This is a genomic window from Nocardia sp. NPDC050712 (genome assembly GCF_040654295.1).
Classification (GTDB): Bacteria; Actinomycetota; Actinomycetes; order Mycobacteriales; family Mycobacteriaceae; genus Nocardia.
Genome location: NZ_JBFAHT010000002.1, coordinates 1,378,725 through 1,394,141, shown reverse-complemented (window position 1 = coordinate 1,394,141; position 15,417 = coordinate 1,378,725). Strand labels below are relative to the sequence as shown.

Sequence of the window (15,417 nt, the reverse complement as noted above, 5' to 3'; positions counted from 1 at the left end):
CCGACGACAGCGCGCTACAGCGCGGGCACCCGGTCGAAGCCGATGGGCGGCGTCGGTGTCGGGCGTGAGTGCAGCACCGGGCGGAAGTCGGGCAGCGCCGTGAGCACGTCGACGTTGCGCGCGGCATAGCAGCGCACGCGCGGTAGCGCTTGGGCGACTTCGGCGCGCTCGACCGGCTCGGCATCGACGAAGGCGATGGTCTCGAGCGGCAGGCCCAGTGTTTGCGCGACCCGGATGATCGCGGAAGATTTTCGGCCCCAGCCGATCTCGACGGCGGCGAACATATCGTGCAGGCCGTGCCGATAGAGCGCGTCCAGGGTGAGGGCCCGATCGCTGCGACTGGCCACGGCATGCCAGATGCCGCGATCGCTCAGTGCGCGCAAGGTACGCAGCGCGTCCGGCTTCGGCATGGTGCCCGTGGCATCGCAGACGACGCCGTCCCACAACGTGTTGTCCAGTTCCCAGACAAGACATCTCAGAGCCGGTCGCATACGCCTGCCCCTATCCGTTCGTAGCACCACTCCGCTTCCCACCTTGCGCGCCCAGCACATATCCGGCAAGCCCCCGGTTTTCGGGGTGCCGGCCCTCCGAGGGCGATACTACCGGTACCGGCACGGTAACGGTCGAGTCGAAACCACCGACCGAACCCGCCTAATTCGAATTTCCTGTGCACCGTCACAATTTCGCCTGGTCGGTGGCTATCCGATTGCACATTGCGTGCGGAATCGATCCGTTGCACGTCCGCTACGGTTAGTGTGAATGCGCCACACAGCAATTTCGGGGGTGGAAGGAAGTCGCCAATGACCGTCGACAGTTCGGCTCGCCCGAGCCTTACCTTGTCGGGCAAACCGATGTCGTCCTCTCTCAAGGACGTGCGCTCACTCTCGCGCCAGATGGTCGGCCACTTCGTGGAAAACGTGGTGCCGTGCGGAACCCTGCCCGGTGACGCCATCAGCGGCGATGTCACCACGATCACCCGGGTCTGCCTGGAATTCGCGGTGAGCATGCTCGACGGGGTCGATATACCCGCCAAGCTCGCACGGCTGCAGGAAGCCGCCGCGGGCTGGGCTCGCGAGGGGGTGCCGATCGACACCATCCACCACTCGATCCACGAGGGCTTCAAGATCGGCCTGGAGCTGGTGGTGTCCAGCGCGACGCTCAAGGACTACGACAACCTGGTCGACGGCGCCAAGATGGTGCTGGAGATGCTGGACCAGATCACCTCGGCCATCTCGGTCGCCTACGTGCGCGAACTGCGCTCGGTGGTGAGCGAGCACCACACCGCCGTGCACACGCTGACCTCGGCGCTGCTGGGCGGGCACAGCACCTCGACCATGGCCCGCGAGTGCGGCATCACCGTCGCCGCGTCCTACGACGTGGTGGCGGTGGCGATTCCGCCGCACCGCGAGGAGACCAACCCGGCGGTGGACAGCCAAGTCGTGGCCCGGCGCAAACTGCGGCGGGTGCAGGCCGAACTCGCCACCCGCTGCCGCAACCACGCGCTGTCGCTGCTCAGCATCGACGGCGGCACGGTCCTGATCCCGGCCGGCATGTTCGACAGCGCCGAACTCGACGCGCTGGTGGTGCAGCTCTCGCACGCCGCGCAGGTCGGCATCACCGCGACCCTGGTGCAGGCGACGCCGGATCAGATCCCCGACGCCGCGGACCAGGCGCACGAACTGCTGGACATGGTGCAGCGCCTGCAAGCCGTCGCGGGGCTCTACCGCTTCGACGAGCTGGCGCTGGAGTACCAGCTGACCCGCCCGGGCCCGGGCCGGGAGTACCTCGGTTCGCTACTGAACCCGCTCGACGAGCACCCCGAGTTGCTGGAGACCCTGCAACGCCACATCGCCAACAACCTCAACCGCCAGCGCACGGCCCGGGTGCTGCACGTGCACACCAACACCGTCGACTACCGGCTCAAGCGCATCGCCCAGCTCACCGGTTTCGATCCGGCCCAGCCCTCCGGGCTGTGGTATCTGCGCTCGGCGCTGGTGGCTCGGTCCTACCGGACGGGCTAGCCCGGCAGTCCGAGTCCGCGCGCCAGCACCGGCCACGAATCCTTCAGCGCCTGTTGCCAATAGCCCCAGGAGTGCGTGCCGGTGGGCTGGAAGTCGTAGGTCGCGGGGATGCCGAGGCCGTCGAGTTTGGTGCGCAGGTTCTGGGTGCACCAATTGACCGCGGCCTCGATCACGCCGCCCAGCAGCAGCTGGTTGACGAAACCGCGCGGGCCCGGCTGCATGTGGCTGCCGTTGTAGACGTCGTACATGCCCGGCACGCCGGTGCCGGTGGAGAGGTAGAGCTCGAGCCCGCGCAACTGATCGGCGTGCAGGTAGGGGTCGTTGGCGGCCCACATCGGGTCGTCCGGGGGTCCGTACATGTTGACGGTATCGCCGCCGCCCCAGCTCTCCACGGCGAGCTTGATGAATTCGCGCCCGATCGGGTCGCTGGTCTGCGCGCACCCGCTGTAGGCGGCGACCGCGCGGTACAGCCCGGGCTTGGCGATCGGCAACTGCAGCACCGCGGTGCCCGAGGTCGACAGTCCCGCAATGGCATTCACGCCGGTGGCGCCGAGTTCGGCGTCGATCAGCGGGGGCAGCTCCTCGGTGAGGAAGGTCTTCCACATGTTGGTCCCGAGCCGGGGGTCCGGCGCGCGCCAGTCGGTGTAGTAGCTCCACTTGCCGCCGACCGGCTGCACCACGTTCACCTGCTTGCCGGCCAGGAAGGCAAGGGCGTCGGTGTTCTTCTGCCAGGTGGCCGAATCCAGGCCGCCGCCACCGCCGTTGAGCAGATACAGCGTGGGGCTGGGCACCGAGCGGTCGGCGGGCCGCTGCACGTCGACCATGATGTCCTGGCGCATGGCCGCGGAGTAGACCCGCAACTGCACGGTGCGCTCGTCCTTGGGCCAGGAACCGGTGATCGCGGGCCGGTCCGGCGCGGCGGCGGCGGGCGGCGCCGCCACCAGCGACGCGGCCAGCACCGCGCAGACCTGCACCCAGGTGCGTAGCTTCATCGGATACTCCTCGTGAGCGGGTCGATAGTTTTCTCGGATTGCGGTGCGAGAGCGGGTTCGAGCCCCGGCGAAAGACCGGGTTTCCGCCATCGAATAATGGTGAGCAAGAATTCCGGTGACGACCGGCGGAGCCGACAGTACCGATTACGCGCGACATTCACCGCGCGGTTGCCCGAGCTTCTCGAGGCACACAGATAAGGCCGCCGCCGACTTGTGAAATACCACTGTCCGCGGCGCGGAATGCCGGATGAACGCGAACATCCGGCAATTTGGTGTCCTTCACAGTCCGACCCGGTCATCGCTGTGTACTGCCAAGACCTTGCGGCGCAGAGGTTCTCGGGCCCTCCCGCCGTGCGTAACGTGAGCCAGATTCGGCAGCCCCGGCGGTCTCGTGGGCGGCCATCCAACTCGGCTCGACGTCAGCGCAGAGTTGCTGAATTCCCAGTGCCCGAGTTCGGAAGGACCGTCGTGTCGGACATCGCTGTTGTGGGTATCGGTTGCCGTTTTGCCGGTGGTATCGAATCACCCGAAAGTTTCTGGCAGTTCGTCGTCGGCAAACAGGACGCGGCCGGCGATATCCCGGCGAACCGCCGGCATTACCACGCCGCGGATCCGCGGGAGTTCGACCCCGGCTTCTTCGGTATCTCCCCGCGCGCGGCGGCCGAGCTGGACCCGCGGCAGCGGCTGCTGCTGGAGGTGACCTGGGAGGCACTCGATGACGCGGGCATCGCCGGCCGGGCCGCGCGCACACCCGTCGGCGTCTACGTCGGCGGCTGCACGGTCGACCGGTCGGTGATCGACATGATGCGTCCCGCCGGCACCGTCGCCACCGCGTGCTCGTCGCCGCTGGCCGCGCTGCATCTGGCCGGTCAGGCCCTGGCGAACGGCGACTACTCGGTGGTGCTGGCGGGCGGTGTGAACACCGGCTACGGCCGCGGCGGCGGGATGGTCGCGCTCGAGCGGCTCGACGACGCGGTGCGCCACGGCGACCGGGTCTACGCGGTCGTCGAGGCGACCGGATCCGACCAGGACGGGCCCGACGCCGACGCACAGGCGCTGGCCCGGGAGGTGTGCGCCCGCGCGGGCCGCTCCCCCGACACCCTCTCCTATACCGAAGCCGCCTCCGGCGTCGCCGGTGTGATCAAGGCCGCGCTGGCCGTCCAGCACCGCATCATCCCGCCGCGAGGCCGGCTCGGCGCGACACCCCTCGCCGCGAACGTCGCCCGGATGACCATCGCCGTCAACGGTTTCGGCTACGCCGGCACCAGCGCGCACGCCATTCTGGCGGAATACCGGCCGGAGCCGAGCGCCGTCACCGAGCCGCCCCGGCACTACGGCGTGCTGCCGCTGTCCGCGCGCAGCGCGTCGGCGGTGCGCGCGATGGCGGGCCGCTTCGCCGACCTGCTGACCGCGGGCGCCGATCCCGGCCGCTTGGCCGAGGCCGCGTGGACGCGGATGGCCCAGCACCCGTTCCGCGCCGGCGTGCTGCTCGGCGGTTCCGGCGACATGGTCCGGGAACTCCGGCGTTTCGCCGCCGGCGCGGGCCCCGACGCCACCCGCACCGTCGCACATCGCACCGCGGAACCGGTCTTCGTGTTCTCCGGCATGGGCCCGCAGTGGTGGGGCATGGCGCGTGAACTCCTCGGTGCCGAAGGCGCTTTCGCCGAGACCGCCCGCGCGATCGACGCCGAGTTCCAGGCGGTGGCCGGGTGGTCGCCGCTCGCGGAATTGCTGATGCGGGCTGAGGTCGATTCCGGGGTGAGCGCCACCGAGATCGCCGAGTCCGCCAACTTCCTGGTCCAGGTCGCCCTGGTCGCCGAGCTGGCCGAGCTCGGGATCCGGCCGGCCGCGCTCGTCGGCCACGGCGTCGGCGAGGTGTCCGCGGCCTACGTCAGCGGGGTGCTCACCCTGCCCGAGGCCGTGCGGGTGGCCTGTCACCGCGCCCGCTCGCAGACCACGACGGACGGCATGCCCGCGGCCGAACTCGGCGAGCCGACGCCGCGGCGTCCGCGAATCCCGCTGTACTCCACGGTTACCGGGGCGCTCGTCACCGAGGGCGAGTGGGATGCCGACTACTGGTGTGCCCACCTCCGCCGGCCGATCCGCTTCGCCGACGCCGTCACCGCGCTGATCGGCGCGGGCAGCCGCGTGTTCCTCGAGGTCGGCCCGCACCCGGTGCTCTCGGGCACTATCCGCGAACTCCTGCTGGCCGCGGGCGAAACCGGCGCCACGGTGGCCACGCTGGACCGCACGCGGCCCGACAACGAGAGCCTGCGCGAGACACTGGCGGGCCTCTACGGCGCCGGAGTCCTCGACTTCGACGCGCTCTTCCCGCCCGGCCGCCCGCCGACAGCACACCAGCCGCTGCCGCGCTACCCGTGGCAGCGCACCCGATTGCCCGCTCCCCTACCGCTTTTCGAGCAGCGTTCGCACGGCGGCCGCGCGCTGCTCGGCGACCCGGATCGGGTGGGCTGGACGCGCTGATGGCGGTGGAATTCGGTGCGCGCACGGTGCGCGTCACCCCCGGCCGCCACCGCGCGGCCGACCGGCTGCCGCCGTTCGCCTGGGGTGAGGTCGCGACGATCACCGCCGTGGCCGGGGTGCTGTTGTTCGCGCGCCTGGACCGCTACGACTACGGCGGCGACGAACTCTACTTCCTCGGCGCGGGCCGGCATCCGGCCGTGAGCTACGCCGATCAGGGACCCGGGGTGCCGCTGCTGGCCGCGCTGGCCGAGCACCTGGCGCCGAACGACACGGTGGCGCTGCGGCTTCCGGCGCTGCTGATGACGCTGATCGCGGTCGTGCTGAGCGCCCTGATCGCCCGCGAGCTGCGCGGCGGCCGGGGCGCGCAGACCCTGGCCGCGCTCGCCTACGCGGTGACGCCGGCGGCGGTCCTGCAAGCCGCGATGCTGAGCACCTACTGTTTCGCCGCCACCCTCGCCGCGCTGATCAGCTGGCTGTTCATCCGCTGGGTGCGCACGCACAGCGACCACCTGCTGGTGCTGGCCGGTATCGTGGCCGCACTGGATTTCCAGGTCGAATGGCCGGCCCTGCTCGTCTGGGCCGCCTTCGCCCTGGGCTTCGCCCTGCTCGGGCCGCGGCAGATCTTCACCCGACCGGCCTGGTGGATCGGGACCGGACTGCTCGCCGTCTCCGTCGTTCCGGCCGCGCTGTGGCAGCACGCCAACGACTGGCCGCAGCTGGCGATGGGCGCGCTGATCCGGGACCAGCGGGACCTGGCGAGCATGCCGTGGGAGATCGTGCTGCTGACCGGCCCGATGGGCGTGCTGCTGCTGGCGGGCATGTGGGCGGGGTTCCGGTCACCGCGGCTGCTGCCCTACCGTTTCCTGATCCCGGTGGTGGTCATCGGGGTGGCCGGAGTGCTCGGCGGCTGCCTGCGGCCCGCGCACACGGTATCCGCGTTTCCCGGGCTGTTCGCCGCGGGCGCGGTCTACCTCGCGCACGTGCGGTTGCCGCGCCGGCTGCGCACCGCCGGTGTCGCCCTGACCGCCGTCGCCACGGCGATCTGTGTGGGGGCGGTCCTCGGGCTACCCCGGCCACAGTCCGAACTGCGCCAGCCCACCGATCGGTACGCGCGATTCGACTGGCGCAGCCGCGTTTTCGGGCCCGGCGGATGGGACGACCTGCTCACGGGCGTCGACGCCGCCTATCGCCGGGTGCCGATGGACCAGCTGCCCGGCCTGGTGCTGGTCACCCAGAACTATTGGCAGGCAGCGGCACTGGACCACTACGGTCCCCCGGTGGGCTTTCCCGCGGTGTACAGCCCGCACCGCGGCTACGCCTACTTCGAGCCGCCACCGGACGCCGGCACCACCGTCCTCTACATCGGCACCGAGCGCCCGCAGGTCGCCCTGGGCATCGACTTCGCCGAGACCGTCGAGCTGGCCCGGATCGACAAGTGGTTCGGCTATCCGGGCGTGAATCAGCATGTCGCGGTGTGGAAATGCCGCTATCCCAGCACGCCCTGGTCGGCCGCGTGGCCGGGCCTGCGCCGGCTCTAGGTCACTCGCCGAGCGCGGAGGCGAACAGGGGCCAGGAGTTGTGCAGGTCCTGCTGCCAGTATCCCCAGGAGTGCGTGCCGGTCGGCCGCACGTCGAAGGTCGCCGGGATCGCCAGCTCCGCGAACCGATCCCGCAGTTGCTCGGTGCAGCGCAGCGCCACCGCGTCCAGCGTCCCGCCGAGCACCACCTGATCGGCGAGTTTGATCGGGTCCGACCCGACCCCCGGCGCGCCGAAGGCATCCAGCGGTCCGGGCAGGCCGGACCCGGTCGAAACGTAGATGGTGAGGCCACGCAGCCGCTCGGCGTGCAGATAGGGATCGTTCGCGGCCCAGGCCGGATCGCCGGGTGGGCCCCACATGTTCAGCGCGTTGCCGCGCCGGACCGCGACCACGGTCTCGATCAGCGCCCGGCCGCGCGGGTCGCTGGTCCGGACGCACCCGCTGTAGGACCCGATCGCGCGGTACAGCCCCGGCTCGGCCAGCGCGAGCCGGAAGCCCGCGCCGCTGGCCATCGACAGTCCCGCGACGGCGTTCGCGCCGGTGCCGCCGAAGGCGGTGTCCACGATCGGCGGTAGTTCGCGGGTCAGGAAGGTCGTCCAGCGCTGCCGCCCGAGCACCGGGTCGTCGGTCAGCCAGTCGGCATAGAAGCTGCCCTGGCCCCCGATCGGGATGACCACGGTGACCTGCTTGCCGAGGAAGTACTGTGCCGCATCGGTTTTGGTGAGCCAGTTGCTGCCGTCGGTCCAGCGGTCGGAATCGGTGCCCCCGTCGATACCGTTGAGCAGATACAGCACCGGCGCGGGCCGCGCCGGGTCGGCGGCCGGCAGCACCGCCACCGGCACCGCCAGCCCCATGGCCGCCGAGTACACGGTCAGGTCGACCACCCGGCCGGCGCCCTGCGCCGCGGCCATCAGGTGGGACCCGTCGGGCGCCGGGCGCGCAGACGAAAAAGCCCGCGCCGGAAGCGGTTCGGGGGCCGGAGCCGCGATCCCGGAGCCGGGCGAGCAGACAAGCAGGGCAATCGAAACCACAGCGACGGCAACGGCCCGCATCGGCTCCTCCTAAGATCAGAAACGAAAATACGCCGGAACCCCACCGAGCGGGGGAACTTGTGCGGAGTCCGCTCGGTGGGGGCCGGCTGTCAGTGCGTCAGAGCGAGCCACCACCTCCGATCAGCCACGGATTGAAGGTGCAGACCAGCTGCGGATGACCCACCGGGTCCAGGGCCCGCAGCGCGATGGACAGCGCCCGTGGCGAATACATGAACGTCAGGTGGTCGGACACATCCTGCTCGCATCCGTCCTGCAAGGTGATGTTGTTGACCGTCGCACCCGGTCCCGCCTTGATGAACGTCAGCTCGTAGGGGTTGGTGACCTCGTCGTAGCGGGTGCCGACGACCGTGTAGTCCACCCCCGGAACGGTGTCGCCGTTCGCGTTGAGCTGGTTGACGAAATCCGAGCCGATGGTCTGCTGGATGCCCGCGTGCCCGACGAAGATCTCGATGAACCCGAGCACGTCGATGCCGAGGTTGTTGACCGCGCGGCCGAGTGCGCCGATACCGTCCAAGCTGGTGCCGTGGTGCGTGGCGCCGAAGGTGACGAGGTTCTTCACCTTGGCCGCACCGCCGTCGAACTTGGTGTACCAGTTCGACATCGAGCCGCCCTGCGAGTGCGCGACGATATCGACCTCGTCCGACCCGGTCGCGGCCAGCACCCGGTCCACGAAGGTGGCCAGCTGCTTGGACGAATCCTGGATGTAGCCGGTGCCCATGACGCCGGGCAGCACCGAGCCCAGGCCGCCGCCCTCGAGCAGGTTGGAGCGCCCGTAGTTGAAGGTGAACACGCAGAAGCCCGCGTCCTTCATCGGTTGCCCCATGAAGGCGAAGCCGTTGTAGGCGTTCATCCAGGTGCCGTGCACCGCGACCACCGGTCGCGGATGCTCCGCGGTCGGCTTGCAGTTCCAGTCGTTGGTGCCCGGCGGCGCGACGTCGGGATTGGCCAGGCCGTAGCCGAACGCGGCCAGCCACGAGGTCTGGGGCGGGCCGTAACCGACTGTGTCGCTGGCATATCCACCGGCCGAACCGGAGCTGGACCCGGAACCGCCGTAGCAGTCACCGGAGCCGTTGCCCGAGCCGGTGCCGGACCCGGAATTGCACGAGGAGCCGGTGCCGGAACCGGAATCGGCGACGGGCTGCACCTTCAGACCTGCCCGGATGTAATCGGCCAGGGTCTGCTCGGTGGGTGCGGGCGCCGGCTCGGCTTGCGCCGGAACCCCGGCAAAGCTCATGGCGAGGACGGAAACGCCCAGCACCACCGCGGCACCGGTCCCTTTCCAACGGGCCGAGCGGCCGCAGGTACTTCGTTTCATGACTAGCCTTCCTGTAATCGGCAGTGCCAGCACCCGCCGTGCCGGTGGCGAACACTGAGACTGCGCAGAACGCTAGAACCGAAGGATCCGGAAAACGACGTGACAGATCGGTGTCTGGACACCTCACGAAAAGCCTCGAACCGAAACAGGGATCGGGCACAGTGCCGGTCTGAAGCACCGTTTCTCCGAATGTGCGGGTAGTCCCAAAACGGCCCACTCGCAACGGTGAATACTCCCCATATCCGAAAAAGCAGGGCCGACTTCACGCTGTCCGGGGCAATCATGGGTCAAGTAATTCCAGACAGTGACGGCCACTCGGTGGCTAATCAACGGAGATTGCCATGCTCGACTCGAAAACCCTGCGCAGCCACCCCGCGCTGTGCGCCGCCGCCGGCCTGGCCGGCGCTACCGCGGTACTGCTGAGCGCCCCGGCCGCGGTGGCCGGGAACTCCGGTTCCGCCATCACCGAGCCCGCGCCGGCCACCACGACGCAGCTCGGTTTCCGCGGCCCCGGCACCGCGATCGTCGTGCTCGGCTACGGCCTGCTGCCCGACGGCGCGATGCGGCCGGAACTCGTCGCCCGCCTGCACACCGGATTCGTGCAGGCCCTGCTCGCACCGGCCGCGCCGATCATCGTGACCGGCGGAAATCCGCGCAACGGCGTCACCGAGGCGGGCGCGATGGCGCAGTGGCTGGTGACGCACGGCATTCCGGCCGAACGGATCCACCTGGACCCCGACGCCACCTGCACCGTGGAGAACGCCGCCTACTCGGCCCGGATCATGCGTGAGATCGGCGCGCTGGACGCGGTGGTGGTCACCTCCGCCGACCACATCGACCGCGCGGCGGGTGACTTCGTCGCGGCCGGCGTCGCGGTGAGCGGCACCCTCACCCCCGAGCAGATCCCGCTGCTCGCGCTGCCCTTCGGCCCGGCCTGAGTCAGGAGCAAATCATGAGTGATCTCGCCGCCGCATTCGCACACGCGGGCGCGCCCGTCACCCTGCGGAACTTCCCCGCAGCCAGCTACCAGGTGACCCGGGAACGTATTCGCGAATTCGCGCTCGCCGTCCACGATTTCCATCCGGCGCATTGGCGCGACAGCGCCGCGGCCGCGCTCGGTTTCCCCGCGCTCATCGCGCCGCCGACTTTCGGATCGGTAATTGTCACCCGAGCCCAGCGCGAAATTCTGGACTCCCTGGTGCCCGGTTACGATCCCGATCGCATTCTGCACGCGGACCAGGTACTGGACCCGGTACGGCCATTGGTGGCGGGCGATCGCCTGACCTGCCGCGCCTTTTTCGAATCGTTCCGGCATTTCGCGGCCTACGACGTGCTCGCGATCAAGACCGTGCTCACCGATCAGCGCGGCGCGGTGGTGCAGACCGGCTCCACCGCGCTGCTGGCCCGCACCGACGACGGGGCGCCGCGTCCGGCCCGGCAGGCCGTGCTGAGCGCGGTGCGCCCGGCCACCCTGGCCCGGCCGGTCTCGCTCCGGATGCCGCGCACGACAGTCGATTTCGATGCCCTCACGGTCGGCTCCGAATTGCCGCCACAGGTCATCGATCTCGCCCGCTCCGACCTGAACCGGTATGCCCGGGTGCTCGGCGCACCCGATGACCGCCCCGCCGTGATCGCGCCCGGCATGCTCAAGCTCGGGCTGGCGGCGGGATATCTGAGCGCCTGGTCCGGCGATCCGTCCGCGGTGCTGCGGTTCCGCGCCCAGTTCGCGCACTACACCCACGCCCTGCGGGTCGCACCGGCCCAGCCCTGCCCGATCGAATTCCGCGGGCGGGTGACCTCGATGGACGTCCGCCGCCGCAAGGCCACGGTGGCACTCGACGCGCGGGCCGAGGGCCGCCGGCTGTTCGGCTACGCGGCGGCGGAGATGCGTTTCCCCGCGCTGGGGCTATAGGCCCAGCGCGGTGGCCAGCACCTGCCAGGCCCGGGGCAGCTGCGCCTCGAAGTCCGGCCAGGTGTGCATGCCCGCGGGCGAATACTCTACGGTGGCCGGGATTTCCAGCTCGTGCAGGCGGCCCGCGAAACGCTCGGTGCACTGGCGGGCGCCGGCCTCGAGCGCGGTGCCGCCGCCCGCGGTGCGCAGCGCCTCGGCGATCGACGGCGAATTGGCGATGGTGACCAGATCCGCCGCGGTCGGCGCGCCGGTGGCGGCCGAGAGGTAGATCGCGGTACCGCGCAGCCGTTCGGCGCCGAGCAGCGAATCGTGCTCCGCCCACTCGGGGGAATTCGGTGGACCCCAGAGGTTTTCGACGTTGCCGCCGCGCGAGGCCACGGTGATCGTGGTGACGGCGTGCCCGAGCGGATCGGCGGTGGAGTAGCAGCCGCTCATCCCGGCGACCGCCCGATACAGGCCCGGGTGGCGCTGGGTGAGCATCATCGCGGCCTGCGCGCCCATGGACACGCCCGCGATCGCGCGCTTCCCGTCCGAGCGCAGCAGCGACTCCACGATGGGCGGCAATTCCTCGGTGAGGAAGGTTTCCCACCGGTTCAGCCCGAGCGCGGCGTCGTGGCGCACCCAATCCGAATACATGCTGCCGGTACCGCCGCTGGTCAGCACCACGTCCACGGGCTTGTCGGCGAAGAACTCCGCCGCACCACCCTTGGTGATCCAGCCGGAGGTGGGATCGCCGTCGACGCCGTCGAGCAGATACAGCACCGGGCGCGGGCCCTCGCCACTGCCGCGCAGCACGTCGACGGTGATCTCGCGCCGCATCGCCGCCGAGGCGATGTGCAGGCGCTCGCGGCGCGGGCCCACCGGTTCGGTGCGCAGCAGGCCGGTGCGGGTCATCTTGGGGTCGACCGGTGGCGGCGGGGTGGCCGGCTGGTCCACCAGCGGATTGTTCGGCTCGGCGGGGGCCTGGGCGAGCACGGGCGCGGCGGCGACCGCGGCGATGGCTGCGATCGCCGCGGCGGCTCTGGGTAGTCGTCTGTTCATAAGGTGACGGCGGACCGCTGCTTCTCCCGGGCCAGAGCGCGATCGCGCTGTTCTTCGAACCGGGTCGCCTTGAGGTCCAGCTCTTCCAGGTAGGCGTGCAGTTCGTCGCGCGCCCGCTCGCCGTCCGCGGTCAAGTCGTTGCGCTCGAAGACATTCCAGGCGCGCAGCACCGGCCGGAGCACCACATCCAGATGCTGGCGCAGATCGTAGATGCCGTTCTTGGCCAGCAGCACGGCGTTGCGCCGGAAGTTGGGCTGGGTGAGCCCGGGCATCTGGAAGCGCGTGACGATATCGGTGATCGCGCGCAGCATCTCGTTCGGCGACAGCTCCAGCGCGGCGGCGCTGAGGTTCCGATAGAAGATCATATGCAGGTTTTCGTCGGCGGCGATGCGCTGCAGCATAGCTTCGGCGATGGGTTCACCGCAGGCGGTTCCGGTATTGCGATGACTGATGCGAGTCGCCAACTCCTGCAAGGTGACATAGGCGACCGAGCGGAGAAACTGCGGCCCTTTCACGGGTTTCGCGACACCGGTGGTCATGTGCGCCATCCGGGCCGCTTCCAACGCCACCGGATCGACCGCGCGCGTCACCACCAGATAGTCCCGCATGACGATCGCATGACGATTCTCCTCGGCGGTCCAGCGACCCACCCAGGTACCCCAGACCCCGTCGAGGGAAAACGATTCCGAGATCTCCCGGTGATAGGACGGCAGATTGTCCTCGGTGAGCAGATTCGTCACCATCGCGATGCGCGCCACCTCCGACAGCTGCGATTGCTCCGGTTCCCAGTCGATTCCACCGAGCGCCGCGAAATTGCGCCCGTCGTCCCAGGGTACATAGTCGTGCGGGTTCCAGGCCTTGGCCTTGCGCACATGGTCCTCGAGCAGGCGTTCGGCGGACGGCTCTAGTTCGCGCAGAATATCCAGATCGGTCAAGCTGCTCGGCACTGGTAACTCCTTTATCCCCCGGGGCTTTCGAGGTGGATCCGAGATTAGGCCGAATCGGACCCACCACCGCCCGATCGCCGCCGGAATCAGGCATCTCACCAGCCGCAACCCGCCGCGTTGGGCGGAATCACAAGCACATCACGGCAATTCGGGGCCGGGCCATTCGGGCGAATGACACAATGACGACGCAGCGCCGGCCGCGCAACCCGGCGCTGCGCCACGGACAGGTTAAGCCCGCCGGCGAGCAGCCGGCGAAATTCCGTGGCAAGACCTCACAGAATCGGCCCGGCCCTGTGAGGTTGCACTACCGGATCGCCCGATCGCCTGTGGCGTACCCCCACCCACCGATAGCATCGAGCGCTGCACCTGGGCTACGGTCGACCCGGCCGCGGCACCGGCAGCCATGATGAGTTCGAAGGGCTACACAGAGCACATGAGCGTTACTCGCGACAAGCTGGATCACCTCCGGGACACCCTGGAGCTCGCTGCCGAACCGGCGGGCGAGACCGGCCTCGCGAAACGCAAGGCCAAGGGCATACCCAGCGCTCGCGAACGGGTGCAGATGCTGCTGGATCCCGGCACGTTCCTCGAGCTCGGCGCGCTGGTGCGCAAGCCCGGCGGCGGCGAGGCCATGTACGGCGACGGCGTGGTCACCGGCCGGGGCTACATCGACGGCCGCCCGGTCGTGGTGATCTCGCACGATCAGACCGTCTACGGCGGCTCGGTCAGCGAGATGTTCGGCCGCAAGGTCGGCGCCGCCATGGAGTTCGCCTTCAACAACGCCTGCCCCGTGGTCTGCATCAACGACTCCGGCGGCGCCCGCATCCAGGACGGCGTCACCTCGCTGGCCTGGTACGCGACCATGTGCCGGTGGCAGGAGGACCTGTCCGGCTACGTACCGATGGTCGCGATCATGCTGGGCAAGTGCGCGGCCGGCTCGGTGTACGGGCCCATCAACATGGACGTGCTCGTGGCCACCACCGACTCCTACATGTTCGTGACCGGCCCGGAGGTGATCAAGGCCGTCACCGGCTCGGTGGTCACCGCCGAGGAGCTCGGCGGCGCCGAGGCCCTGCAGACCAACGGCACCGTGCACCACGTCGCCGCGAACGAGCAGGCCGCCTTCGCGTGGGCCCGGGACTACCTGAGCTACCTGCCCAGCAGCTGCCTGGAGCAGGCGCCGCTGATCAATCCCGGGCTCGAACCCGAGCTGACCGACTCCGACCGCGAGCTGGACCGGTTCATGCCGGACTCGGACAAGGTCGGCTACGACATGCACGACCTGCTGCTGCGCATCTTCGACGACGGCGCCTTCCACGAGCTCGGCGCCGGCAGCGCGCAGAACCTCATCACCGGCTTCGCCCGGGTCGACGGGCGCCCGGTCGGCGTGGTCGCCAATCAGCCACTGGTGCTGGGCGGCGCGCTGGACGCGGCCTGCTCGGACAAGGCCGCGCATTTCATCCGGCTGTGCGACGCCTTCGGCGTGCCGCTGATCTACGTGGTCGACACCCCCGGCGTGCTGCCGGGCGTCGACGAGGAACGCAACCACGTCATCAAGCGCGGCGGCCGGATGTTCCGGGCACTGATCGAGGCGACCGTGCCGATCGTGACCATCGTGACCCGCAAGGCCTACGGCGGCGGCTACGCGGTGATGGGCTGCAAGCAGCTCGGCGCGGACTTCAGTTTCGCCTGGCCGACCGCGCGCCTGGCGGTGATGGGCGCCGAGTCCATGGTCAGCATCGTGGGCCGCAAGCAGCTGGCCGTGACCCCGCCCGAGCAGCGCCCCGCGGTGCGCGCCCAGATGATCGACTTCTACAACGCCACCGTCGCCACGCCGTGGACGGCGGCCGAGCGCGGCTACATCGACGCGGTCATCGAACCGTCGCAGACCCGGCTCGAGATCCGCAAGGCGCTGCGGCTGCTGCGCGACAAGGACGCCACCCGCAAGCCGAATCCGCGCAAGCACAATCTGTTTCCGATGTAACGAGTTGTGGTGTCTCACAACCTGCGCGCACACCCGGTGATGCGATCTCCGAGATCGCCCCGCCGGGCCGTCGAATCCGTTGCGGTTGGCCTACTTTCGTAGGTGAGCCCGGTCCTTCGTTCGCCGCGTAGG

12 protein-coding genes are annotated in these 15,417 nt (G+C 69.7%); 6 read left to right on the top strand and 6 right to left on the bottom strand.

Annotation, left to right across the window (positions count from 1 at the left end):
• Positions 1-14: 14 nt before the first annotated feature.
• Complete coding sequence (locus tag AB0H76_RS17260) at positions 15-491, bottom strand: hypothetical protein (RefSeq protein WP_357324192.1); 477 nt, start codon at positions 489-491, stop codon at positions 15-17.
• 309 nt (positions 492-800) lie between these two features.
• On the opposite strand from AB0H76_RS17260, the gene AB0H76_RS17255 reads away from it, so the two are divergent.
• Complete coding sequence (locus AB0H76_RS17255; RefSeq protein WP_357324189.1) at positions 801-2,021, top strand: helix-turn-helix domain-containing protein; 1,221 nt, start codon at positions 801-803, stop codon at positions 2,019-2,021.
• Here the strand turns inward: AB0H76_RS17255 and AB0H76_RS17250 are convergent.
• Positions 2,018-3,013: an alpha/beta hydrolase family protein gene (locus AB0H76_RS17250; RefSeq protein ID WP_357324186.1), complete on the bottom strand. Its 996-nt coding sequence runs from the start codon at positions 3,011-3,013 to the stop codon at positions 2,018-2,020. The genes AB0H76_RS17255 and AB0H76_RS17250 overlap by 4 nt on opposite strands.
• A gap of 468 nt (positions 3,014-3,481) precedes the next feature.
• Here AB0H76_RS17250 and AB0H76_RS17245 point away from each other — a divergent pair, with 468 nt between their 5' ends.
• Together AB0H76_RS17245 and AB0H76_RS17240 are read left to right on the top strand one after the other, a co-directional pair.
• Positions 3,482-5,497: a type I polyketide synthase gene (locus AB0H76_RS17245; RefSeq protein ID WP_357324183.1), complete on the top strand. Its 2,016-nt coding sequence runs from the start codon at positions 3,482-3,484 to the stop codon at positions 5,495-5,497.
• Positions 5,497-7,035 carry a glycosyltransferase family 39 protein gene (locus tag AB0H76_RS17240; RefSeq protein ID WP_357324182.1) on the top strand — a complete coding sequence of 513 codons (1,539 nt, stop codon included), beginning with the start codon at positions 5,497-5,499 and terminating at the stop codon, positions 7,033-7,035. Before AB0H76_RS17245 ends, AB0H76_RS17240 begins: the two co-directional genes overlap by 1 nt.
• 1 nt (position 7,036) lies before the next feature.
• On the opposite strand, the gene AB0H76_RS17235 is transcribed toward AB0H76_RS17240, so the two are convergent.
• Both AB0H76_RS17235 and AB0H76_RS17230 read right to left on the bottom strand, forming a co-directional pair.
• A complete protein-coding gene (locus AB0H76_RS17235; protein WP_357324179.1) occupies positions 7,037-8,086 on the bottom strand; it encodes an alpha/beta hydrolase family protein in 1,050 nt (349 codons plus the stop codon).
• 97 nt (positions 8,087-8,183) lie between these two features.
• Complete coding sequence (locus tag AB0H76_RS17230; RefSeq protein ID WP_357324176.1) at positions 8,184-9,401, bottom strand: alpha/beta fold hydrolase; 1,218 nt, start codon at positions 9,399-9,401, stop codon at positions 8,184-8,186.
• Positions 9,402-9,742: 341 nt separating this feature from the next.
• On the opposite strand from AB0H76_RS17230, the gene AB0H76_RS17225 reads away from it, so the two are divergent.
• Together AB0H76_RS17225 and AB0H76_RS17220 are read left to right on the top strand one after the other, a co-directional pair.
• Complete coding sequence (locus AB0H76_RS17225) at positions 9,743-10,339, top strand: YdcF family protein (protein WP_357324173.1); 597 nt, start codon at positions 9,743-9,745, stop codon at positions 10,337-10,339.
• A gap of 14 nt (positions 10,340-10,353) precedes the next feature.
• The gene (locus AB0H76_RS17220) at positions 10,354-11,313 is read left to right on the top strand and encodes a MaoC family dehydratase N-terminal domain-containing protein (protein ID WP_357324170.1); all 960 of its coding nucleotides are present in this window, start codon (positions 10,354-10,356) and stop codon (positions 11,311-11,313) included.
• On the opposite strand, the gene AB0H76_RS17215 is transcribed toward AB0H76_RS17220, so the two are convergent.
• Positions 11,308-12,354, bottom strand: coding sequence for an alpha/beta hydrolase family protein (locus AB0H76_RS17215; RefSeq protein WP_357324167.1), 1,047 nt, complete (start codon positions 12,352-12,354; stop codon positions 11,308-11,310). The two genes, AB0H76_RS17220 and AB0H76_RS17215, sit on opposite strands and share 6 nt — an antisense overlap.
• On the bottom strand, positions 12,351-13,301 hold the full coding sequence (locus tag AB0H76_RS17210; protein WP_357324164.1) for an acyl-ACP desaturase: 951 nt from the start codon (positions 13,299-13,301) through the stop codon (positions 12,351-12,353). Before AB0H76_RS17210 ends, AB0H76_RS17215 begins: the two co-directional genes overlap by 4 nt.
• Positions 13,302-13,734: 433 nt before the next feature.
• On the opposite strand from AB0H76_RS17210, the gene AB0H76_RS17205 reads away from it, so the two are divergent.
• On the top strand, positions 13,735-15,285 hold the full coding sequence (locus AB0H76_RS17205; RefSeq protein ID WP_357324162.1) for an acyl-CoA carboxylase subunit beta: 1,551 nt from the start codon (positions 13,735-13,737) through the stop codon (positions 15,283-15,285).
• The last annotated feature ends 132 nt before the right edge of the window (positions 15,286-15,417 follow it).

Bases quoted from the DNA above. Each gene is read 5' to 3' on its own strand.
- AB0H76_RS17225 (WP_357324173.1), top strand. From the start codon at position 9,743: ATGCTCGACTCGAAAACCCTGCGCAGCCACCCCGCGCTGTGCGCCGCC.
- AB0H76_RS17240 (WP_357324182.1), top strand. From the start codon at position 5,497: ATGGCGGTGGAATTCGGTGCGCGCACGGTGCGCGTCACCCCCGGCCGC.
- AB0H76_RS17220 (WP_357324170.1), top strand. From the start codon at position 10,354: ATGAGTGATCTCGCCGCCGCATTCGCACACGCGGGCGCGCCCGTCACC.
- AB0H76_RS17250 (WP_357324186.1), bottom strand. From the start codon at position 3,013: ATGAAGCTACGCACCTGGGTGCAGGTCTGCGCGGTGCTGGCCGCGTCG.
- AB0H76_RS17215 (WP_357324167.1), bottom strand. From the start codon at position 12,354: ATGAACAGACGACTACCCAGAGCCGCCGCGGCGATCGCAGCCATCGCC.
- AB0H76_RS17230 (WP_357324176.1), bottom strand. From the start codon at position 9,401: ATGAAACGAAGTACCTGCGGCCGCTCGGCCCGTTGGAAAGGGACCGGT.
- AB0H76_RS17255 (WP_357324189.1), top strand. From the start codon at position 801: ATGACCGTCGACAGTTCGGCTCGCCCGAGCCTTACCTTGTCGGGCAAA.
- AB0H76_RS17205 (WP_357324162.1), top strand. From the start codon at position 13,735: ATGAGCGTTACTCGCGACAAGCTGGATCACCTCCGGGACACCCTGGAG.
- AB0H76_RS17260 (WP_357324192.1), bottom strand. From the start codon at position 491: ATGCGACCGGCTCTGAGATGTCTTGTCTGGGAACTGGACAACACGTTG.
- AB0H76_RS17235 (WP_357324179.1), bottom strand. From the start codon at position 8,086: ATGCGGGCCGTTGCCGTCGCTGTGGTTTCGATTGCCCTGCTTGTCTGC.